General features: G+C 63.5%; 19 protein-coding genes. 9 read left to right on the top strand and 10 right to left on the bottom strand.

Going from position 1 to position 20,110, the window contains the following annotated elements:
* The first annotated feature begins 83 nt into the window (after positions 1–83).
* From selD to ACQUTP_RS22375, 3 genes are all read left to right on the top strand, one after another.
* Positions 84–1,127 (top strand): selenide, water dikinase SelD, encoded by a 1,044-nt coding sequence (gene selD / locus ACQUTP_RS22385; RefSeq protein ID WP_004203794.1) that lies wholly within the window; start codon positions 84–86, stop codon positions 1,125–1,127.
* A 4-nt stretch (positions 1,128–1,131) separates the two neighbouring features.
* On the top strand, positions 1,132–3,084 hold the full coding sequence (locus ACQUTP_RS22380) for a DNA topoisomerase III (protein ID WP_080846560.1): 1,953 nt from the start codon (positions 1,132–1,134) through the stop codon (positions 3,082–3,084).
* A gap of 175 nt (positions 3,085–3,259) precedes the next feature.
* Positions 3,260–4,240 carry an NAD(P)H-quinone oxidoreductase gene (locus tag ACQUTP_RS22375; RefSeq protein WP_004203796.1) on the top strand — a complete coding sequence of 327 codons (981 nt, stop codon included), beginning with the start codon at positions 3,260–3,262 and terminating at the stop codon, positions 4,238–4,240.
* A 43-nt stretch (positions 4,241–4,283) separates the two neighbouring features.
* Here ACQUTP_RS22375 and gdhA read toward each other — a convergent pair whose 3' ends face one another.
* Both gdhA and ACQUTP_RS22365 read right to left on the bottom strand, forming a co-directional pair.
* Positions 4,284–5,627 (bottom strand): NADP-specific glutamate dehydrogenase, encoded by a 1,344-nt coding sequence (gene gdhA / locus ACQUTP_RS22370; protein ID WP_004203797.1) that lies wholly within the window; start codon positions 5,625–5,627, stop codon positions 4,284–4,286.
* Positions 5,628–5,809: 182 nt separating this feature from the next.
* Positions 5,810–6,220 carry a pyrimidine (deoxy)nucleoside triphosphate diphosphatase gene (locus ACQUTP_RS22365; RefSeq protein ID WP_025999077.1) on the bottom strand — a complete coding sequence of 137 codons (411 nt, stop codon included), beginning with the start codon at positions 6,218–6,220 and terminating at the stop codon, positions 5,810–5,812.
* Between the two features lie 86 nt (positions 6,221–6,306).
* Between ACQUTP_RS22365 and ACQUTP_RS22360 the strand changes: the two genes are divergently transcribed.
* Positions 6,307–6,921 carry a CDP-alcohol phosphatidyltransferase family protein gene (locus ACQUTP_RS22360; RefSeq protein ID WP_032455852.1) on the top strand — a complete coding sequence of 205 codons (615 nt, stop codon included), beginning with the start codon at positions 6,307–6,309 and terminating at the stop codon, positions 6,919–6,921.
* Between the two features lie 48 nt (positions 6,922–6,969).
* On the opposite strand, the gene ACQUTP_RS22355 is transcribed toward ACQUTP_RS22360, so the two are convergent.
* The 7 genes from ACQUTP_RS22355 to ACQUTP_RS22325 all read right to left on the bottom strand — a co-directional run bounded on the left by ACQUTP_RS22355 (position 6,970) and on the right by ACQUTP_RS22325 (position 13,584).
* The gene (locus ACQUTP_RS22355) at positions 6,970–8,277 is read right to left on the bottom strand and encodes a sulfurtransferase (RefSeq protein WP_222690255.1); all 1,308 of its coding nucleotides are present in this window, start codon (positions 8,275–8,277) and stop codon (positions 6,970–6,972) included.
* Positions 8,278–8,370: 93 nt separating this feature from the next.
* On the bottom strand, positions 8,371–9,003 hold the full coding sequence (locus ACQUTP_RS22350) for an ATP-binding cassette domain-containing protein (RefSeq protein WP_285755359.1): 633 nt from the start codon (positions 9,001–9,003) through the stop codon (positions 8,371–8,373).
* Complete coding sequence (locus ACQUTP_RS22345; RefSeq protein WP_222690256.1) at positions 9,003–10,538, bottom strand: ABC transporter permease subunit; 1,536 nt, start codon at positions 10,536–10,538, stop codon at positions 9,003–9,005. Before ACQUTP_RS22345 ends, ACQUTP_RS22350 begins: the two co-directional genes overlap by 1 nt.
* Positions 10,511–11,689 carry an ABC transporter substrate-binding protein gene (locus tag ACQUTP_RS22340; protein WP_428902447.1) on the bottom strand — a complete coding sequence of 393 codons (1,179 nt, stop codon included), beginning with the start codon at positions 11,687–11,689 and terminating at the stop codon, positions 10,511–10,513. The genes ACQUTP_RS22345 and ACQUTP_RS22340 overlap by 28 nt, the downstream gene beginning before the upstream one ends.
* Before the next feature lie 2 nt (positions 11,690–11,691).
* Complete coding sequence (locus ACQUTP_RS22335; protein WP_032455855.1) at positions 11,692–12,252, bottom strand: carboxymuconolactone decarboxylase family protein; 561 nt, start codon at positions 12,250–12,252, stop codon at positions 11,692–11,694.
* On the bottom strand, positions 12,249–12,959 hold the full coding sequence (locus tag ACQUTP_RS22330; RefSeq protein ID WP_017898589.1) for a TVP38/TMEM64 family protein: 711 nt from the start codon (positions 12,957–12,959) through the stop codon (positions 12,249–12,251). The genes ACQUTP_RS22335 and ACQUTP_RS22330 overlap by 4 nt, the downstream gene beginning before the upstream one ends.
* Complete coding sequence (locus tag ACQUTP_RS22325) at positions 12,946–13,584, bottom strand: TVP38/TMEM64 family protein (protein WP_224052166.1); 639 nt, start codon at positions 13,582–13,584, stop codon at positions 12,946–12,948. The genes ACQUTP_RS22330 and ACQUTP_RS22325 overlap by 14 nt, the downstream gene beginning before the upstream one ends.
* On the opposite strand from ACQUTP_RS22325, the gene ACQUTP_RS22320 reads away from it, so the two are divergent.
* Positions 13,516–13,659 (top strand): hypothetical protein, encoded by a 144-nt coding sequence (locus tag ACQUTP_RS22320; RefSeq protein WP_017898588.1) that lies wholly within the window; start codon positions 13,516–13,518, stop codon positions 13,657–13,659. The genes ACQUTP_RS22325 and ACQUTP_RS22320 overlap by 69 nt on opposite strands.
* Positions 13,660–13,815: 156 nt before the next feature.
* On the opposite strand, the gene xthA is transcribed toward ACQUTP_RS22320, so the two are convergent.
* Positions 13,816–14,622 carry an exodeoxyribonuclease III gene (gene xthA / locus ACQUTP_RS22315; RefSeq protein ID WP_004203811.1) on the bottom strand — a complete coding sequence of 269 codons (807 nt, stop codon included), beginning with the start codon at positions 14,620–14,622 and terminating at the stop codon, positions 13,816–13,818.
* 438 nt (positions 14,623–15,060) lie between these two features.
* On the opposite strand from xthA, the gene astC reads away from it, so the two are divergent.
* From astC to astB, 4 genes are read left to right on the top strand one after another with little or no spacing between them, the layout of a single operon-like run.
* Complete coding sequence (astC, locus tag ACQUTP_RS22310; RefSeq protein ID WP_004203812.1) at positions 15,061–16,281, top strand: succinylornithine/acetylornithine transaminase; 1,221 nt, start codon at positions 15,061–15,063, stop codon at positions 16,279–16,281.
* Positions 16,278–17,312 (top strand): arginine N-succinyltransferase, encoded by a 1,035-nt coding sequence (astA, locus tag ACQUTP_RS22305; RefSeq protein ID WP_032437637.1) that lies wholly within the window; start codon positions 16,278–16,280, stop codon positions 17,310–17,312. Before astC ends, astA begins: the two co-directional genes overlap by 4 nt.
* Positions 17,309–18,787, top strand: coding sequence for a succinylglutamate-semialdehyde dehydrogenase (gene astD, locus ACQUTP_RS22300; RefSeq protein ID WP_285755352.1), 1,479 nt, complete (start codon positions 17,309–17,311; stop codon positions 18,785–18,787). Before astA ends, astD begins: the two co-directional genes overlap by 4 nt.
* Positions 18,784–20,109: an N-succinylarginine dihydrolase gene (gene astB / locus ACQUTP_RS22295; protein ID WP_064177936.1), complete on the top strand. Its 1,326-nt coding sequence runs from the start codon at positions 18,784–18,786 to the stop codon at positions 20,107–20,109. The genes astD and astB overlap by 4 nt, the downstream gene beginning before the upstream one ends.
* Position 20,110: the final 1 nt, after the last annotated feature.

Below are 20,110 nucleotides of genomic sequence, written 5' to 3'. Positions count from 1 at the left end.
CCATACGCGATTTCAGACTGTCGTACTTACCACCCTGGCGTTTGGGCGCTAACATAGCGGGATTGCAATGACAGGAGATGTCCATGAGCGAGCAAGCCATTCGTTTAACGCAATACAGCCACGGAGCCGGTTGTGGTTGTAAAATTTCCCCGAAAGTGCTGGAAACCATCCTGCATAGCGAGCAGGCGAAGTTCGTCGACCCGAACCTGCTTGTCGGCAACGAAACCAGCGATGATGCCGCCGTTTACGATCTCGGTAATGGCACCTCAATCGTCAGCACCACCGACTTTTTTATGCCGATTGTCGATAATCCGTTCGACTTTGGCCGCATTGCCGCCACCAACGCCATCAGCGATATTTTCGCCATGGGCGGGAAACCGATTATGGCGATTGCCATTCTCGGCTGGCCGATCAACACCCTGGCACCGGAAATCGCCCGCGAAGTGGTGGAGGGCGGGCGCTTTGCCTGCCAGCAGGCGGGGATCGCGCTGGCGGGCGGCCACTCCATTGACGCCCCGGAGCCGATCTTCGGTCTGGCGGTCACCGGCGTGGTGCCCACCGAGCGCATCAAGAAAAACAGCACCGCGCAGGCGGGCTGCAAACTGTATCTCACCAAACCGCTGGGGATCGGCGTGCTGACCACCGCAGAGAAAAAATCGCTGCTCAAGCCGGAGCATCACGGGCTGGCGACGGAGACCATGTGCCAGATGAACCTCGCCGGCGCCGCGTTTGCCGCTATCGACGGGGTGAAGGCGATGACCGACGTCACCGGCTTTGGCCTGCTCGGCCACCTCAGCGAAGTGTGCCGCGGAGCCGGCGTGCAGGCGCAACTGCGCTATGCCGATATCCCGAAACTGCCGGGGGTGGAGGAGTATATCGCCGCCGGCGCGGTGCCGGGCGGCACCGGGCGCAACTTTGCCAGCTATGGCCATCTGATGGGCGAGATGCCGACGGAATGGCGCGATCTGCTCTGCGACCCGCAGACCTCCGGCGGTCTGCTGCTGGCGGTGACCCCGGAGGCGGAGGCGGAAGTGCAGGCTGCCGCAGCGGAGTTCGGTATTAAGCTGGCCGCCATCGGCGAGCTGGTGACCGCCCGCGGCGGACGACCCATGATCGAGATCCGTTGATTCGATGCGGTTGTTTATTGCAGAAAAACCGAGTCTCGGTCGGGCTATCGCCGATGTGTTGCCTAAACCGCATCGCAAAGGCGATGGCTTTATTGAGTGCGGCAATGGGCAGGTGGTCACCTGGTGTATCGGTCACCTGCTGGAGCAGGCGCAGCCGGACGTCTATGACAGCCGCTATGCCCGCTGGAATCTCACCGATCTGCCGATTGTGCCGGAGAAATGGCAGCTGCAGCCAAAACCTTCGGTCACCAAACAGCTGAATGTCATCAAGCGCCTGCTCGGCGAGGCCGAGGAGGTTATCCACGCCGGCGACCCCGACCGTGAGGGGCAGCTGCTGGTGGATGAGGTACTCGACTACCTGCAGCTGGCGCCGGAGAAGCGTCAGCAGGTGCAGCGCTGTCTGATAAACGATCTCAACCCGCAGGCGGTTGAGCGGGCGATCAACCGCCTGCGCGCTAACAGCGAGTTTGTGCCGCTTTGCGTGTCGGCGCTGGCGCGGGCGCGCGCCGACTGGCTGTACGGCATCAATATGACCCGGGCCTATACCCTGCTGGGGCGCAACGCCGGCTATCAGGGGGTGCTCTCCGTGGGGCGGGTGCAGACCCCGGTGCTCGGCCTGGTGGTGCGCCGCGATGAAGAGATTGAAAACTTCGTCGCCAAAGACTTCTTCGATGTCAAAGCGCATATCGTCACGCCGCAGGAGGAGCGCTTTGTCGCGACCTGGGTGCCGAGCGAAGCCTGCGAACCTTACCAGGATGAAGAAGGGCGCCTGCTGCATCGTCCGCTGGCCGAGCACGTGGTTAAGCGTATTGAAGGCCAGCCGGCGCTGGTGACCGGCTATAACGATAAGCGCGATTCCGAACCCGCGCCGCTGCCGTTTTCGCTGTCGGCGCTGCAGATTGAGGCGGCCAAACGTTTCGGCTTCAGCGCGCAAAACGTGCTGGATATCTGCCAGAAGCTGTATGAAACCCACAAGCTCATCACCTATCCGCGCTCGGACAGCCGCTATCTGCCGGAAGAACATTTCGCCGGCCGCCATGCGGTGCTGAATGCGATTGCCGTCCATGCGGCGGATCTGCTGCCGCAGCCGGTGGTGGATCCGGAGATCCGCAACCGCTGCTGGGATGATAAAAAGGTCGACGCGCACCATGCGATTATCCCGACCGCCCGCAGCAGCCAGGTCAAACTCACCGATAACGAAGCGAAGGTCTACACCCTGATCGCCCGCCAGTATCTGATGCAGTTCTGCCCGGACGCGGTGTTCCGTAAATGCCAGATTGACCTCGAGATCGCCAACGGTAAGTTTGTCGCCAAAGCGCGTTTTCTGGCCGAGGCGGGCTGGCGGACGCTGCTTGGCAGCAAAGAGCGCGATGAAGAGAACGACGGCACGCCGCTGCCGGTGGTGGCCAAAGGCGATGAACTGCTGTGCGAGAGGGGCGAAGTGGTGGAGCGCCAGACGCAGCCGCCGCGCCACTTTACCGACGCCACGCTGCTGTCGGCGATGACCGGGATTGCCCGCTTCGTGCAGGATAAAGATCTGAAGAAGATCCTCCGCGCCACCGACGGCCTCGGCACCGAAGCAACCCGCGCCGGGATTATCGAGCTGCTGTTTAAGCGCGGTTTCCTGACTAAAAAGGGGCGCTATATCCACTCCTCGGAGGCCGGAAGGGCGCTGATTCATTCCCTGCCGGAGATGGCCGGTCGACCGGACATGACCGCCCACTGGGAGTCGGTATTGACGCAAATCAGCGAGAAACAGTGCCGCTATCAGGACTTTATGCAGCCGCTGGTGGGCACGCTGTATCAGCTAATCGAGCAGGCGCGCAGCACGCCGGTGCGCCAGTTCCGCGGTCTGGTGGCGCCGGGCGGGGCGAAAAAATCGTTCAGTAAAGGCAAAGGCAAAGGCAAAGCGAAAGGCAAAAAAGCGGCAGAGGATGCCGCGCCGCCGCCGCAATAACCCGCCCGGCGGCCGTGAGGAGGCCATTCCCCACGGCCGCCGTTTCTCCGCCAGACTGGTCAATGGTCTACACTAAACAGCCGGGAAGGGGGGGACGATCGCCCCGCAGAACGGGGGCGCCCATTGCCCTTCCCGATGCCTTGCTTAATTCTCTGACAGGCGATAAGGAGGACCCGTGAAATATATCGCTATCAGCCAACCGGGTGGCCCGGAGGTTTTACAGATCCGCGAAGGTGAGATCCCCACTATCGGGGAGCATGAGGTGCTCATCGAGGTGAAAGCGGCGGGCGTCAACCGGCCGGATATTCTGCAGCGCCAGGGTCTGTATCCCATGCCTGAGGGGGTTACCCCCGTGCCCGGCCTCGAGGTGGCGGGCGTGGTCGTGAAGGTTGGTGCGCAGGTTGCGGCCTTTGCCCCCGGGGATCGCGTCTGCGCGCTGACCAACGGCGGCGGGTATGCCGAATACTGCGCCGTCCCGGCAGGCCAGACGCTGCCGATCCCGGCTGGCCTCAGCTTTAGCGAAGCGGCCGCCATTCCGGAAACCTTCTTCACGGTGTGGGCGAACGTTTTCCAGCTCGGTAAGCTGCAGCCCGGCGAGAGCATTCTGATCCACGGCGGCGCCAGCGGGATTGGCACCACCGCGATCCTGTTGTGTCACGCGCTGGGGATGACCGTCTATGCCACCGTCGGCCAGGACGAAAAAATTGCCGCGCTGCGGCCCTACGCCACGGCGATCAACTACAAAACCGAAGATTTCGCTGAGAAAATTCATCAGCTGACCAACGATGAAGGGGTGGATGTCATTCTGGATATCGTGGGCGGCCCTTACTTTAACCGCAACCTGGGGCTGCTGAAAAAGGACGGGCGGCTGGTCATCATCGGCTTTATGGGCGGGCGAATGGCCCATGAGGTCGACATTCAGACCCTGATGCTCAAGCGGGCCACCGTCACCGGCTCCACCATGCGCGGCCGGACGGCGGCGGAGAAACAGGAGATTGCCGAGGCGCTGCGGCGCCACGTCTGGCCGCTGCTTGAGGCTGGGAAATGCAAGCCGATGATCTACGCCAGCTACCCGATGGCGGAAATTGCCGAGGCGCATGCCTGTCTGGACAGTGGTCAGCATCTGGGGAAAGTGGTGATCACGATGTCATCGTGAGAGACATCCCGGCGGGCAGCCGCCGGGATGGCGTGAGGGGAGGTTAAATCACGCCCTGGGCCAGCATGGCGTCCGCCACCTTGACGAAACCAGCGATATTGGCGCCGCGCACGTAGTTGGTCTGCTTCGCTTCACCGCCGTACTGCACGCAGGCGTGGTGGATATCCAGCATGATGTGATGCAGACGGGCATCCACTTTTTCCGCTTTCCAGCCCATGCGCGCGGCGTTCTGCGCCATCTCCAGACCGGACGTCGCCACGCCGCCGGCGTTGGCCGCTTTGCCCGGGGCAAACAGCACGCCAGCTTCAAGGAACAGATCGGTCGCGGCGATGGTGGTTGGCATGTTGGCGCCTTCCGCCACGGCCTTCACACCGTTGGCAATCAGCTGGCGAGCGGCGTCGGCATCCAGTTCGTTCTGGGTGGCGCAAGGCAGAGCGATATCCACCGGCACTGACCACGGCTGCTGGCCTTCGAGATAGGTGAGGCCAAATTCGCGGGCGTAGTCGGCCACCCGGCCGTGGGCACGCTCTTTGATGTCGATCAGGCGGGCCAGTTTTTCTTTGGTGAAGCCCGCTTCGTCAACGACGGTGCCGTTGGAGTCGGAGGCGGTGACCACCCGCGCGCCAAGCTCCATCGCTTTCTCAATGGCGTATTGCGCGACGTTGCCGGAGCCGGAAACCGCCACGCGAGCGCCTTCGAAGCCGAGGCCGTGACGTTTGAGCATCGCTTCGGTGAAGTAGATCAGGCCGTAACCGGTGGCTTCCGGACGGATCAGGCTGCCGCCGAATGAGAGGCCTTTACCGGTGAAGACGCAGGCGCTGTTGTTGGAGAGCTTACGCATCATTCCGGCCATAAAGCCGACCTCGCGGCCGCCGACGCCGATATCGCCCGCCGGTACGTCGGTATCCGGGCCCAGATGGCGATAAAGCTCGGTCATCAGCGCCTGGCAGAAGCGCATCACTTCGCCATCGCTCTTGCCTTTAGGATCGAAATCGCTGCCGCCTTTCCCGCCGCCCATCGGCAGCGTGGTCAGGGCGTTTTTGAAGGTCTGCTCGAAGCCAAGGAATTTGAGAATCGACAGGTTTACCGACGGGTGGAAGCGCATTCCGCCCTTATACGGGCCGATGGCCGAGTTGAACTGCACGCGCCACGCGCGGTTGACCTGGACCTGATTGCGGTCGTCCACCCACACCACGCGGAACTGGATCACGCGCTCCGGTTCCACCAGACGTTCCAGCAAAGCAAGCTGACGATAGCGCGGATTTTCCTCAAGGAAAGGCCACAGGGTGGTCATGACCTCCCGGACGGCTTGAGCAAATTCGGTTTGATGGGGATCGCGCTGTTGAACGCGGGTGAGAAAGCCTTCCAGAGTGCACGTCTGATCCATAGATATAAGTTCCCCTTATGGTTGTGGTTGCATGTATTTATTATGATTCGGTCCTTGAAAAAACCGATTTTCCGACTATAACACCGCTAATCCTTAGGCAAGCAAGGAAAAATTAAGCCGTCAGCAAAATTTATAATTGCCCGCCCGTCATAACTAAAAACGATGACGAGGCGGCGAGCGGATCAGCGGAGGGAAAGGGACGGGCGCCGGGCGATAAAGGCGTGCAGGAGGGGGATATCGGCCGGGGCGAGATCGAGGGTTAAGGCGTCGGCAGGAAGGCACCAGCGCAGCTGGCTGTGATAGTGGGCCAGCGGCACGCCCTGAAAATCCGGCACCCACCAGGCGTGCAGATGGATCTGACGACCGGAGACTTCCCGCTGATGGCTGGCGATATAGCATGCCGGGTGGGCGATGATGCCCATTTCCTCCTGCAGTTCCCGGGTCAGCGCCTGCGGTTGGCTTTCACCTGGCTCCACTTTGCCGCCGGCGAACTCCCACATTCCCGGCTGGTCGGCGTGGGGCGGGCGCTGCGCCAGCAGAATTTTGCCATCCTGTTCAATAATGGCGGCGACAACTTCAATCATTTTTAGCATAAGCATCAACGTTAATAAGGCCAAACTGGCCTATTATCACCGCCATAGACCTTCACTGACAACCGCCAACTCTGCTGGAGATCCTCGTGCTTGATAGCCACCTGCATCCTCGCCTCAAACCCCTCCTTAACGCTGTCGCCGGCGCGCTTGACCGCCCGGGTATTTCACCAGACAGGCTGACGCTGCTCGGTTTTGCCATCGGCGTGCTGGCTCTGCCATTTCTGGCATTAGGGTGGTATGGCGCGGCGCTGGCGGCCATTCTTCTCAACCGCCTGCTGGACGGCCTGGACGGCGCCCTGGCGCGGCGGCGCGGGCTGAGCGACGCCGGCGGTTTTCTCGATATCTCACTGGATTTTCTCTTCTATGCCCTGGTGCCGTTCGGTTTTATCCTGGCGGATCCGCAGAATAACGCCCTGGCGGGCGGCTGGCTGCTGTTTGCCTTTATCGGCACCGGCAGCAGCTTTCTCGCCTTTGCCGCGCTGGCGGCAAAGCACCAGATCGCCAATCCCGGCTATGCCCATAAATCGCTGCACTACCTCGGGGGGCTGACGGAGGGGACGGAAACCATCCTGCTGTTTGTCCTCAGCTGCCTGTTTCCGGCACATTTTGCCTGGCTGGCGTGGCTGTTTGGCGCGCTATGCTGGCTGACGACGGCGACGCGTATCGCCAGCGGCTACGAGACCTTAAAGCGGGTGGCGTGAGCGGGAAAGCGCGCGTCGCCGGCTGGGGACGCGCGCTGGTGGGGTGTGTTACTGACTGCTTTCCGGGCCGCGCTCGCCGCGGGCGACCGGATTGTGCGGGTTGCTGCTCCATTCGTACCAGCCGCCGTCATAGACAGCGACGTGCGGCCAGCCCATGGCCCGGGCATACATGAAGGTTTCCGAGGCCCGCCAGCCGGTCCCGCAATAGAACGCCACCTGCTGGTTCGGCAGGATGTTCCACTGGCGCCACAGGGCAGCGATATCGTCGGCGCTGCGCATGGTGCCGTCCGGGTTATGGAAGTCTTCCATGTGCGTGGAGTCGCTTCCGGCATGGCCCCAGCGGGCGCCGGCGATGTCGCCCTTCGGTTTGATATAGCTGTAGCCGCTGGTTGTGCCGATAAACTCCGGCCACGAGCGGACACTGACCAGCGAGGCGTCCTGACGGTGGAGCAGGCCGCGGGCCTGCTCGGTATCCAGCATCAGCTGCGGCTGGCCGGGGATCGGCGCGCCAAAATCTGGCGCCGGCTGCGGCGTCGGCGGCATGCCGCGCTCCACCGGCAGACCGGCGTCGGACCAGGTCTGCCAGCCGCCGTCCAGCAGGCGCACGTCTTTGACGCCGGCGTACAGCATGATCTGCGCCACACGCGCCGCGGCGTAAACGTCGCGACCGTAGAGGATCACCGTGGTGTCATGGCGGATGCCGTGCTTCGCCAGCATCGCCTTCAGCTGCGCATCGGACACTTTATTCCACAGCGGTTCGCTCTCCACCTCATTGGTATCGATATAGCCCGCACCCGGGATATGGCTCAGCAGATAGAGCTTCGGCGCCCCCCAGGCGGCCTCAACTACTTTCCAGTCACCGGCCGGGGCGGCGGCCACGCTTTTCCCTTGCTGCAGGTCGTGCAACCATTGCGGATAAACCAGCTGTTCAAAGTGCGGCAGCTTTTGCAGACGGTCTCCCTGGCTCAGGGCGTCGCTCAGGGTGTTAAGCCGGGTGAAGCCCGCTTGTTTCAGTCGCGCCGCGACGCTGGCGTTATCCTCAGGACTGCCGTACAGCGCGAGGGGGGTATCGGCCTGGAGCTGGTGCTGCTTAGCCCAGCCGCGGAGCTGCTCGTCGCTCATGGCGCCGAGCCAGTGGGCGGAAAGATTCAGCGCCTCCGGCTCATGCCCTTCCGGGCCGTTGGCGCGCTGCGGCCAGCCGTTGTAATAAGCGCTCAGGCGGGTGTCGATGGCCACGCCGTGCTGCTGTTGCAGGTGGGAAAGAGTGAGCGCTGGCATGGTTTCAGCGGCGAAGGTGGTGGAAGCAGCAAGCCCCATGAACAGGGCGAGTGCGGTCAATTGAGAAACACGTTTCATCGAAATGCCCGACGGTAAAAAGTGGAGGGCGTATTCTCCGCTTGCCAGGCGTTGATTTCTTTGCGGTAACGCAGGTTTGCACGCTATTGCTCTTCATTGCCAGCGCTCCATCGTCAGGCAGCGCCCCGTCGGCGGACAGTCCTCGCGATCGTGGGTCACCAGGATCGCCGGAATGGCCTGGCGGGCCAGTTCCTCAAATACCCAGCGGCGGAACGCGGCGCGCAGGGCGGCATCCAGGCGGCTGAAGGGTTCATCCAGCAGCAGCGCTTCGGGGCGCGCCAGCAGGGCGCGCAGCAGACTCACCCGCGCCCGCTGTCCGCCGGAGAGCGTGGCCGGATCGCGCGCGGCGAAGCCATGCAGCCCGGCGCGACTGAGCGCCTGCTCCACCGCGGCTTTTCGCGCCTCGCCGCGCACGCTTTCCGGTAGCGCCAGCTGTAAATTTTGCCCGACGCTGAAATGGTCGAACAGCAACGGGTCCTGAAACAGGATGCCGATGCGCCGGCGCTCCGTGGGCAGCGTATCGCACAGCCGCCCGTTGAGCCACAGCTCGCCCTCGGCGCGGAAGTCGCCGGCCAGGGCGCCAATCATCCACGCAAACAGCGTCGATTTTCCGCTGCCGGAAGGGCCCATCAGCGTCAGCACTTCACCCGGGGCCACCGAAAAGTCGACCTCCCGCAGCAGCGGCTGACGGTTCACGCTCAGGGTCAGATGGTTTACGGTTAGCACTAGCGAAGTCCTCGTCGATAGCGGCCTGCCAGCCAGGCCAGCAGGGCCGTCAGGATAAAGCATACCGCCGGCAGCAGTAATTGCCACAGCGCCTGGGCGGCAAGCGTCTGCGCCTCGCCGCCGCTGCTGAGCGCCACCGCCTGGCTGGTGAGCGTCGGGATACGGCCTGCCCCCAGCCATAGCGTTGGCAGATACTGCGCGATGCTCACCGAGAAGCCCACCGCCAGGGCGGTCAGCAGTGGGCGGGTCAGCGAGGGCAGAGTCAACAGCCAGAAAATACGCGTGGGTCCCCAGCCGAGCGTGCGGGCGATCACCGTCATCCGCGGATCGTGCTGGCGCCAGGCCGGGCGCAAAATAAATAGCATCCACGGCACCACCCACAGCAGATGGCCCCACAGGACGGTCCACCATTCGCCGTCTAGCCAGGCGTACAGCGCCAGCCGGTACTGGCCATCGGCCAGCGGCAGGGCCGGCAGCACCAGCGGCAGCCAGACCCAGCCATCTCCCCGCTTCGGGCCGCAGGCCAGCCACAGCAGGCAGACGGCCGCGCCGAGGGCGCAAGCCATCAGCGCGAGGCCAAGGCTGTTGCCCAGGGCATCCATCTGCGGCGGCGCCGAGCGCGCCAGCCCCGCCAGCAATAGCGCGCACAGCAGGCCGCTCAGCGGCAGGACACTCGCCAGCAGGCGGCCGGGCAGGGCGTGGGGATGGGGATGCCGAATGCCGCGCAGATCGGGCAGACGCCGACGCTGTAGCCGCCATCCGCCCCAGGCGACCAGCGCCAGCCCGCCGAGGATCGCCAGCAGCAGCAGGTTGGCCAGCGCCCCTTTCGCCTGCTGCATGTCATCGCCCTGGCTTAACCACTGCCACGCCAGCACGGCAAGGGTGGGCGGATTGCCGGGCCCCAGCACCAGGGCGACGTCTACCGTCGACAGGCTCCAGGCCGCGGCGGCCAGCAGCACCATGCCGAGGGCGGGCAGCAGCGCAGGCAGCACCAGCCAGCGCAGGCACTGCCAGCGGCCGTAACCGAGGCTCTTTAGCGCTGTCGCCTGGTCGGCGAGGCGCGCCTCCCCCAGCAGGCCGTAGATCACCCATAGCACAAAGGCGCTCTCTTTAAGGGCCATCGTCAGGCCAAGCCCGATGCCGTACCGGTCGACCGGCGGCGTCAAAAACGGCAGCCGCTGCCAGATCCAGCCGCCTTCGGCGAACAGCAGCAGCGCCGCTGTCGCCAGGGCAAGATGGGGCACCGCCAGCAGCAAAGGCAGGCGGGAAGCCAGCCGCCGCCAGCGGGCCGAAGGCCAGAGAGCGGCGACGATGGTCAGGGCGATCAGTAGCGCACCGCCGACCGACAGCAGCGTGGAAACAAGGGTGGCGGCCAGCGCCTGGCCCAGCTGCGGGTCGGCGAACAGCGCCCGCCAGTGGACCGGGGAGAGCGCCGGCCACATCAGCCCTGCGGCGGCGGGGAATAAGGGCAGATAAATGGCCGCCATCGTCCCCCAGGCCAGCAGGATCAGTGGGTACCGTAGCGGCGCAGCCATTCCTGCTCCAGCGCGTCAACCCACGCCGCATGTGGCTCGGCAAGCACCGGCGGCAGATCCTGCGGCAGGGTGGCCGCCAGCGCCTGACGCTGTTTGTCAGGCAGACGCTGCGGGTCCAGTACGCTTGGATCGCCCCAGACGGCGGCATCCGCCTTGCGCAATTGCGCCTCAGGGGAAAGCAGGAAATTGGCGACCACTTTGGCCGCGGCGACGGCGCGTGCGTTGGCCGGGATGGTAACGAAATGGACGTTGCCGAGGGTCCCTCCGGTAAAGCCGAAGCTGTAGCTGTCCGCCGGTAACTCCCCGCTGACGGCCTTCTGGCGGGCATGGAGCGGGTTAAACGTCAGCGACAGGCGGAGGATGCCCTGGTTGAACATGGCGTCCATCCGCGCCGGCGACGCCGTGAAATCCTTACCCGCCCGCCACAGCGTCGGGTGCAGCGCATCGAGATAGCGCCACAGCGGGGCGGTGACCGCCGAGAAGGTCGCCGTCTCCGGCGGCTGGCGCAGGACGGCAGGCTGGTCGGTGAGGGCGATCAGCAGCTGCTCCAGCAGGGCGGTACCCGTAAAGTCCGGCGGCCGCGGGTAGGTCACGCTGCCGGGATGGGCTCTGGCGAAGGCCAGCAGCGCCTGCGGGCTGGTGGGTGGCTGCGGCATTTGCCCGCGGCGGGCGATAAACGTCAACTGGGCGCTGCCCCACGGCGACTCCGCGCCCTCGGTGGCGACAGAAAAATCTTCCTGAACCGGCTTTTGCAGATCGACATAGCGCCAGTTGGGCAGCGATTCTGCCCAGCCGGTGAGCAGCAGGTTGGCCTGTTTTAGGGTGTGAAAGTTCTCGCCGTTGATCCACAGGAGATCCACCGACCCGCCGCGGCGACGGCCGGCCTGCGCCTCAGTCTGGATGCGTTTCACCGCGTCGGCGGCATCGGCGATAGGGACAATACGCAGGTCGATCGCGTAGTGGCGTTTGACCTCCTCGCTGACCCACGCCAGATAGCGGTTGACGGCCGGGTCTCCACCCCAGGCGTTAAACCAGACGGTCTGGCCGCGGGCTTCCGTCTGGGTCTGCCGCCAGCTGTCGTCGGCTTGAACCACCAGCGGCCAGAGAAGCAGCAGGCACAGACAGAGGCTGAAATCACGCAAACGGCGCATCGTTACTCCTTATGGTGCGGGGAAGAACCAGGTATCTTGCACAGCCCCTGGGCAGGGATCGCCATCGCGGCATTGAACCGCGCCGATAAATTTTGCAGGCCAATCAGGGCGGTCAGCTCGGTGAGCGCCCGGGCGTCAAAATGCGCGGCCATCGCGCTACGCAGGGCATCATCCACCTCCGGCGGCGTCTGGGTGACGGCTTCGGCATAGGCCAGCGCCAGACGCTCTTTTTCGCTGAACAGCTTACTGCTGCGCCAGTCGGCGACCGCCAGCAGCTTGTCCTGGCTCCCGCTCCGCGCCGCGAGGGTCATGCTGGTGATATCGATGCAGAATTCGCAGTGGCACAGCTGGGCGATGCGGGCGCTGACCAGCGAGCGCAGCACTGGATCCAACGGCGAGCGGCGGCGTTCAATATAGCCCACGAACAGCGAAACCAGGTAAAACAGCCACGGGATCCGTCCCCACCAGCGAATGGGGCTCAGCACCTGGCCGTAATGCCGGCGGTGCAGCCAGGCCTGCGGACGAAGGATCAGGGGGACAGTATCCAGCGGGGGTAAGCTCATGGCGACGATCTCTTATGACGTTCACGGTAAATATTTTTGGCGATGGAGATGACCACCGCCAGGGCCAAAAGCAGCGAAAGGCCGGTGGCCAGCCAGAAGGCGCCTCCGGTCAGCAGGCTCCCGGCCCAGGAATAGACGATGGTCGCCGGCAGCTGGCCCACGCCGGTGGCCAGCATAAAGGGCCAGAAGCGCAGCGAGGTCAGTCCGGCGGCATAGCTGACCGGATCAAAAGGGACAAACGGCAGCAGGCGGCAGATCAGGATCGTCTGCGCGCCATAGCGGGCGAAATAGCCGTCGACGCTGCGCAGCACCGTGCGGCCGGTGAGCTTCTCCACCATCTCGCGCCCCAGCGCTCTGGCGATGCAAAAGCAGAGCCCGGCCCCGACCATGGCGCTGAACCACGACAGCATGCCTCCCCAGAAGGCGCCGAACAGCGCGGCGTTCGCCAGGGTGATCAGGAAGGCCGGCAGCGGGGCGACGATCGCCTGGAGGATCATTAGCGCAAAAGAGACCAGCGCCGCCTGCGTCCCCCAGGCGGCGATAAAGTTTTTGACATACTGGGGATCCAGCGACGCTAACGCCGTCAGGCTGTGTTGCAGAAAGGCTCGCCCGTCGGGGAACCACAGCCAGGCGGTCAGCCCGGCGACAGCCACCACGGCAAGGGCCAGCCTGGCGCGGCGCAGGTGACGGCGATCAGGTCGGGTCATGGCGCACCTCCTCGCCGGGCGTTGCCACACGGCGGGCGCGGGCAAACCGTTTGCCCATCTGCACCAGGGCAAACAGCAGCCCGCCGGCGAGGCTCAACTTGAGCGCGAAAGCGAGGGTCGCTCCTTCGCGGGCCAGTTCGCTGGCCATCACCGAATAGATGACCAGGCCCGGCAGGGTGGTCACGGCGGAGATCAGAGTAAAAGGCCAGAAGGGGATCGCCGTCAGGCCGTAGGCGTAATTCTGAATGTTGTAGGGAAAGAGTGGCACCAGGCGGGTGAGGATCAGGAAATCGCTGCCGCTGCGGGCGATACCGCGCTCAATGGCCTGGAAGACGGCGGTATGGCCTACATAGCGCTGCAGCAGATCGCGCCCCAGCCAGCGGGCGATCAAAAACGACAACGAAGAGGCGACGGTGGCGGCGGCAAACGAGAGCAGAGAGCCGGTCAGCGGGCCGAAAAGCACCCCGCCGGCGATCACCAGCAGGCTGCCGGGGATCAGGCACAGGGTGGCAATGATAAATAGCGCAACATAGACCAGATAGCCCCAGGCGCCATGATGGCGGAGGGTCTCCTGCAGCAGATGCAGGTGAGTCAGCAGATCGTGAAGACCAACGCGGTGGCTGATAACGGCCAGCGTGGCCGCCAGCGCGAGAAGTACCAGCCCTTTACCAATGGCCGGATGATGGCTTCTTTTTCATGAAGGGGTCTCCTGTACAGCCTGGACGCGGTGGACGTCAAAAAGTGCGCGCGACAGTATCCTGTTCCGACGACGGTCACAATGGTTTACCGTCGCTTTGTTGATTTTGCTCAGGAAATTCTGCCCCCCGCGCGGCGGGAGGCGAGAGAAGGACGTGACTTACGGCCGGAAGGTGGCCCACACCGGCGCGTGGTCGGATGGTTTTTCCATCCCGCGGATCTCATAATCGATCCCGGTCTCCACGCAGCGCTGGGCCAGAGGCTGACTGGCCAGCAGCAGGTCGATGCGCAGCCCACGGTTATCGTCAAAGCCTTTGGAGCGGTAATCAAACCACGAGAAGTGCTCATGATTGTCAGGGTTAGCCTGACGCCAGGTATCTACCAGGCCCCAGCCCAGCAGGCGATCCATCCATTCCCGTTCTTCCGGCAGGAAGGAACATTTGCCGGTGCGCAGCCAGCGTTTGCGGTTCTCTTCACCGATACCGATGTCGAGATCGGTAGGGCTGATGTTCATATCGCCCATGATCAGTACCGGATTCTCTTTATTGAGCTCGCTCTCCAGGTAGTTCTGCAGATTCTGATAGAACGCCGCTTTGGCCGGGAATTTGGTCTCATGATCGCGGCTTTCACCCTGCGGGAAATAACCGTTAATCACCGTGACGTTACCGAAGGGCGACGGGATCTCCGCCATGATGATGCGGCGCTGAGCCTCTTCGCCATCGTTAGGGAAACCGCGGCGGACGGCAATCGGCGTCTCTTTGGTCAGCAGCGCGACGCCATAATGGCCTTTCTGGCCGTGATAAAAGACGTTATAGCCGAGTCTGGCGACCTCTTCGAGAGGGAACATGTCGTCGTGAACTTTGGTTTCCTGCAGGCCAATCACGTCCGGCTGGTGTTTTTCGACGATGGCGGCCAGTTGGTGTGGGCGGGCGCGCAGGCCGTTGATATTAAAAGAGACGAATTTCATAGTCGCTGCCACTGTGCAAGGTGAATAGTGCAGGGATGGTAGCAGAAATTCGCCAGGCTGGCTGCCATCCGATGCGTCATTCTGCCAATCGCTGCGCATGATCGTGCCGTGGGTGCCCCTTTTGCGGGCACGCCGCGCCAAAAAAGGGCAAATATCTACGATAAATTTCGCAGAAGATCACAATTACAGAATTATATCTTACCGTTGCATAACTTATCTTCTTTAATCACTGTTCATCCCCCTTTATCGGATAGTTATTCACTAAATATGCATTTTATATGAATAGCGTTAGGTTGTAACTCGTTGATATTGCGTTATCTCATCCGGTTTATGCATTTTTATCGCTGGCTGGCACGAACCGTGCAATCTACATTTACAGCGTAATAACTCATATTTATTAACATTATTGCTACTTTTAATTTACCGGAAGAGGTCGATATGTCTCAGTCAATTACGCGTAACCACTTTGATGAATGGATGATGCCGGTCTACGCGCCAGCGGCGTTTATTCCGGTGCGGGGCGCCGGGTCGCGGCTGTGGGATCAGCAGGGCAAAGAGTATATCGATTTTGCCGGCGGTATCGCCGTGAACGCGCTGGGGCATGCGCATCCGCGTCTGGTGCAGGCCCTCACCGAGCAGGCGGGCAAGTTCTGGCATACCGGCAACGGGTATACGAATGAGCCGATCCTGCGGCTGGCCAAAATGCTTATTGATGCCACTTTCGCCGATCGGGTCTTCTTCTGTAACTCCGGGGCCGAGGCTAATGAGGCGGCGCTCAAGCTGGCGCGTAAATATGCCCACGATCGCTTTGGCAGCGAGAAAAGCGGCATCGTCGCCTTTCAGAACGCTTTCCACGGGCGGACGCTGTTCACCGTTTCGGCGGGCGGTCAGCCGGCCTACTCCCGGGATTTTGCTCCGCTGCCGCCGCAGATCCAGCATGCGGTGTTTAACGATCTCGAGTCGGCAAAGGCCTTAATCAATGACCAAACCTGCGCGGTGATCGTCGAGCCGGTGCAGGGTGAAGGGGGCGTGGTGCCGGCCAGCGTCGAGTTTTTACGCGGCCTGCGTCAGCTTTGCGACCAGCACAACGCCCTGCTGATTTTCGATGAAGTGCAGACTGGGGTCGGGCGCACCGGCGAGCTGTACGCCTATATGCACTACGGCGTGACGCCCGATGTGCTGACTACCGCCAAAGCGCTGGGCGGCGGCTTCCCCATCGGCGCGCTGCTGGCCACAGAGGCCTGCGCCAGCGTGATGACCGTCGGCACCCACGGCACCACCTACGGCGGCAACCCGCTGGCGGGGGCGGTGGCCGGCGAGCTGCTGTCGATCGTCAACACCCCGGAAGTGCTCTCCGGCGTCAGACAGCGCCATCAGTGGTTTTGCGAACGTCTGCAGGCGATCAACGCCCGCTATGGCCTGTTCAAGGAGATCCGCGGCCTGGGGCTGTTGCTCGGCTGCGTGCTGAACGACGCCTGGGCCGGGAAGGCGAAAGCCCTCAGCAACCTGGCGGCGGAAGAGGGGGTGATGATCTTGATCGCCGGCGCCAACGTGGTGCGTTTCGCTCCGGCGCTGAACGTCAGTGAAGAAGAGGTGAACAGCGGTCTGGATCGCGTCGAGCGGGCCTGCGCACGTTTCCTGGCGGGAGTCTCATCATGATGGTTATTCGACCGGTGGAGCCGGGCGATCTGCCCGGGCTGCTGAAGCTGGCAGCGGAGACCGGCGGCGGGCTGACCTCGCTGCCGGTGGATGAAGCGACCCTCGCGGCGCGGATTGCCCGTTCGCAGCAAACCTGGCGCGGCGAGCTGCCGAAAAGCGAGCAGGGCTATGTCTTTGTGCTGGAGGAGAGCGAGAGCGGCACGGTGGTGGGCATCTGCGCGATAGAGGTGGCGGTGGGCCTCAACGATCCCTGGTACAACTACCGGGTCGGCACTCAGGTCCATGCCTCGAAGGAGCTTAACGTCTACCAGGCGCTGCCGACGCTGTTTCTCAGCAACGACCACACCGGCAGCAGTGAGCTGTGCACCCTGTTCCTCGACCCGCAGTGGCGCAAAGAGGGCAATGGCTATCTGCTGTCGAAATCGCGCTTCTTATTTATGGCCGCTTTTCGCGAGCGCTTCAATGAGAAGGTGGTCGCCGAGATGCGCGGGGTGATTGACGAGCACGGCTATTCCCCGTTCTGGGAGAGCCTGGGCAAACGCTTTTTCGCCATGGAGTTTTCCCGCGCCGACTACCTGTGCGGCACCGGACAAAAGGCTTTCATTGCCGCCCTGATGCCCAAGCATCCGCTGTATATCGATTTCCTCACCCCCGAGGCGCAGGCGGTGATCGGCAAGGTCCATCCGCAGACCGCCCCGGCCCGGACGGTGCTGGAGAAAGAGGGATTCCGCTACCTGAACTACATCGATATTTTCGACGGTGGCCCGACCCTGGAGTGCGATATCGACCGGGTGCGGGCGATCCGCAAAAGCCGTCTGGTGACCACCGAGGCCGGCGAAACGCCACCCGGCGACTGGCCGTTGTGCCTCGTGGCGAACGAACAGTATCACCAGTTCCGCGCCCTGCTGGTGCGTGCCGACCCGGATGGCGACACCCTGACCCTCAGCGCCCGCGAGCTGGATATGCTGAAGTGTCATGCTGGCGACCAGGTGCGCATGGTGCGCTTGATCCCTGAGGAGAAAACCGCATGAGTCTGTGGATTAACGGCGAATGGCGGCCCGGCGATGGGCCGCGCTTCAGCAAACAGGATCCGGTCAACCTGAAGATTGTCTGGCAGGGCGAGGCGGCGGATGCCGGGCAGGTTGCCGAGGCGGTCGCGGCTGCCCGCCAGGCGTTCCCGGCCTGGGCGCGGCTGCCGTTTGCCGACCGCCAGGCCATCGTCGAAAAGTTTGCCAGCCTGCTGGAGGCCAGCAAGGCGGAGCTGACGGCGATTATCGGCGCCGAGACCGGAAAGCCGCGCTGGGAGGCGGCCGGGGAAGTGACGGCGATGATCAACAAGGTGGCGATCTCGGTGAAGGCGTATCACACCCGCACTGGCGAACAGCACAGCGATCTGCCCGATGGCGCCGCGACGCTGCGTCACCGGCCGCATGGCGTGCTGGCGGTCTTTGGTCCCTATAACTTTCCCGGCCATCTGCCGAACGGGCATATCGTGCCGGCGTTGCTGGCGGGCAATACCGTGGTATTTAAACCCAGCGAATTAACCCCGCACAGCGGCGAAGCGGTGGTGAAGCTGTGGGAGCAAGCTGGCCTGCCCGCCGGCGTGCTCAACCTGCTGCAGGGCGGTCGGGAAACCGGCGAGGCGCTCAGCGGCCAGGCGGACATCGATGGGCTGCTGTTTACCGGCAGCTCGACCACCGGTTTTCATCTGCATCGCCAGCTGGCCGGGCAGCCGCAAAAGATCCTCGCGCTGGAGATGGGCGGCAATAATCCGCTGATCGTTGACAACCCACGGGACGTCGATGCCGCGGTGCATCTGACCATCCAGTCCGCCTTTATTACCGCCGGCCAGCGCTGCACCTGTGCCCGACGTCTGCTGGTCCGGCGCGGAGAGGCGGGGGATGCCTTCCTCTCCAGGCTGGTGACGGTCAGCCAACGGCTGATCCCCGCGGCGTGGGACGCTGAGCCGCAGCCGTTTCTCGGCGGGCTTATCTCCGAACAGGCCGCGCAGAAAGTGCATCAGGCCTGGCTGCAGCGGGTCGCTGCTGGCGCGGTCACCCTGCTGGAGCCGCGGTTATTGCAGGCCGGGACGTCGCTGCTGACGCCGGGGATTGTCAACATGAGCGACATGGCCCAGGTCGAGGATGAAGAGGTGTTCGGCCCGCTGCTTGGCGTCTGGCGCTACGATACTTTCGAAGAGGCGATTGCCCTGGCCAACGCCACCCGCTTCGGCCTCTCCTGCGGGTTAATCTCCCCGGAACGAGAGAAGTTCGATCGGCTGCTGCTTGAGGCACGAGCCGGGATAGTCAACTGGAACAAACCCCTGACCGGGGCGGCGAGTACCGCGCCGTTCGGCGGCACCGGAGCCTCAGGCAATCATCGCCCCGGGGCCTGGTATGCCGCAGATTATTGCGCCTGGCCGATGGCCAGTCTCGAATCGCCGACCCTGACGCTGCCCGCCAGTCTCAATCCGGGGCTCGACTTCCGGGCCGGGGAGGCGTCATGACCGCCCGCGAAGTCAACTTTGACGGTCTGCCCGGGCTGACCCATCACTACGCAGGGCTCTCCTTTGGCAATGAGGCCTCCACCCGGCACCGCTATCGGGTGTCGAACCCGCAGCTGGCGGCGAAGCAGGGGCTGAAAAAAATGAAAGCCCTTGCCGACGCCGGCTTTCCGCAGGCGGTGATCCCCCCTCAGGAACGACCCAACGTGCCGCTCCTGCGTCAGCTGGGCTTTAGCGGCAGCGATGAGCAGGTGGTGGCCCGTGCGGCCCAGCAGGATCCGGATCTGCTGTCGGCGGTGAGTTCGGCCTCGGCGATGTGGGTGGCGAACGCCGCGACGGTTTGTCCCTCCGCCGATTCGCTGGATGGCCTGGTGCATCTGACGGTGGCGAATCTGCAGGATAAATTCCACCGCGCCAGTGAGGCCCCCACCACCGGAGCGCTGCTGCAGGCGATATTCCCGGACCGCACGCGATTTGCCATCCACCCGGCGCTGCCTGCCTCTGCCTGGTTTGGCGACGAAGGGGCGGCGAACCATAACCGTCTCGGCGGCGAATATGGCGCCCCCGGCGTCCAGCTATTTGTCTATGGCCGCCGTCGGGGAAGCGAGGAGGCGCCGCGTCGCTATCCGGCGCGGCAAACCCTTGAGGCAAGCCAGGCGGTGGCGCGCCTCAATCAGGTCAATCCCCGCCAGCTCATCTTCGCCCGCCAGCATCCGGCGGCGATCGATAAGGGGGTTTTTCATAACGACGTCATCGCGGTGAGCAACCGTCAGGTCCTGTTCTGCCATGAGCAGGCCTTTGCCGACCAGGACGCGGTTTTGCAGCAGCTTGCGCAGCAGGTGCCGGGCTTTACCCCGTTGGTGGTTCCCGCCAGCCGGGTCACGGTGGAAGAGGCGGTTGCTACCTATCTGTTCAACAGTCAGCTGTTGAGCCGGGCGGACGGCAGCATGGCGCTGATCCTGCCCCAGGAAGCCCAGGCGCATCCGGGCGTGTGGAACTATCTTAATGAGCTGCTGGCCGCAGATAACCCCATCGCCGCGCTGCAGGTGTTTGATCTGCGCGAGAGTATGGCCAACGGCGGCGGTCCGGCGTGCCTGCGCCTGCGGGTGGTGTTGACGGCCGAGGAGTATCAGGCGGTCAATCCGCACGTCCTGATGAACGATACGCTGTTTGCCACCCTCAATGACTGGGTGGATCGCTACTATCGCGACCGCCTCACCCAGGCCGACCTCGCCGACCCACAGCTGCTGCGGGAAGGGCGCGATGCGCTGGATCGGTTGACCCAGATCCTGCAGCTCGGTTCGGTTTATCCATTTCAGCAATAAG

The organism is Klebsiella sp. 2-CIP_Kleb., from assembly GCF_050378715.1.
GTDB classification, from domain to species: Bacteria; Pseudomonadota; Gammaproteobacteria; order Enterobacterales; family Enterobacteriaceae; genus Klebsiella; species Klebsiella quasipneumoniae.
The sequence above is the reverse complement of the archived record's forward strand: the minus strand, read 5'-3'. Positions and strand labels throughout refer to the sequence as shown.

Coding starts and splice junctions, on each gene's coding strand:
- selD (WP_004203794.1), top strand. CDS start 84: ATGAGCGAGCAAGCCATTCGTTTAACGCAATACAGCCACGGAGCCGGT.
- ACQUTP_RS22380 (WP_080846560.1), top strand. CDS start 1,132: ATGCGGTTGTTTATTGCAGAAAAACCGAGTCTCGGTCGGGCTATCGCC.
- gdhA (WP_004203797.1), bottom strand. CDS start 5,627: ATGGATCAGACGTGCACTCTGGAAGGCTTTCTCACCCGCGTTCAACAG.
- ACQUTP_RS22365 (WP_025999077.1), bottom strand. CDS start 6,220: ATGCTAAAAATGATTGAAGTTGTCGCCGCCATTATTGAACAGGATGGC.
- ACQUTP_RS22355 (WP_222690255.1), bottom strand. CDS start 8,277: ATGAAACGTGTTTCTCAATTGACCGCACTCGCCCTGTTCATGGGGCTT.
- ACQUTP_RS22345 (WP_222690256.1), bottom strand. CDS start 10,538: ATGGCTGCGCCGCTACGGTACCCACTGATCCTGCTGGCCTGGGGGACG.
- ACQUTP_RS22340 (WP_428902447.1), bottom strand. CDS start 11,689: ATGCGCCGTTTGCGTGATTTCAGCCTCTGTCTGTGCCTGCTGCTTCTC.
- ACQUTP_RS22335 (WP_032455855.1), bottom strand. CDS start 12,252: ATGAGCTTACCCCCGCTGGATACTGTCCCCCTGATCCTTCGTCCGCAG.
- ACQUTP_RS22330 (WP_017898589.1), bottom strand. CDS start 12,959: ATGACCCGACCTGATCGCCGTCACCTGCGCCGCGCCAGGCTGGCCCTT.
- ACQUTP_RS22320 (WP_017898588.1), top strand. CDS start 13,516: ATGGCGGAGGGTCTCCTGCAGCAGATGCAGGTGAGTCAGCAGATCGTG.
- xthA (WP_004203811.1), bottom strand. CDS start 14,622: ATGAAATTCGTCTCTTTTAATATCAACGGCCTGCGCGCCCGCCCACAC.
- astC (WP_004203812.1), top strand. CDS start 15,061: ATGTCTCAGTCAATTACGCGTAACCACTTTGATGAATGGATGATGCCG.
- astA (WP_032437637.1), top strand. CDS start 16,278: ATGATGGTTATTCGACCGGTGGAGCCGGGCGATCTGCCCGGGCTGCTG.
- astD (WP_285755352.1), top strand. CDS start 17,309: ATGAGTCTGTGGATTAACGGCGAATGGCGGCCCGGCGATGGGCCGCGC.
- astB (WP_064177936.1), top strand. CDS start 18,784: ATGACCGCCCGCGAAGTCAACTTTGACGGTCTGCCCGGGCTGACCCAT.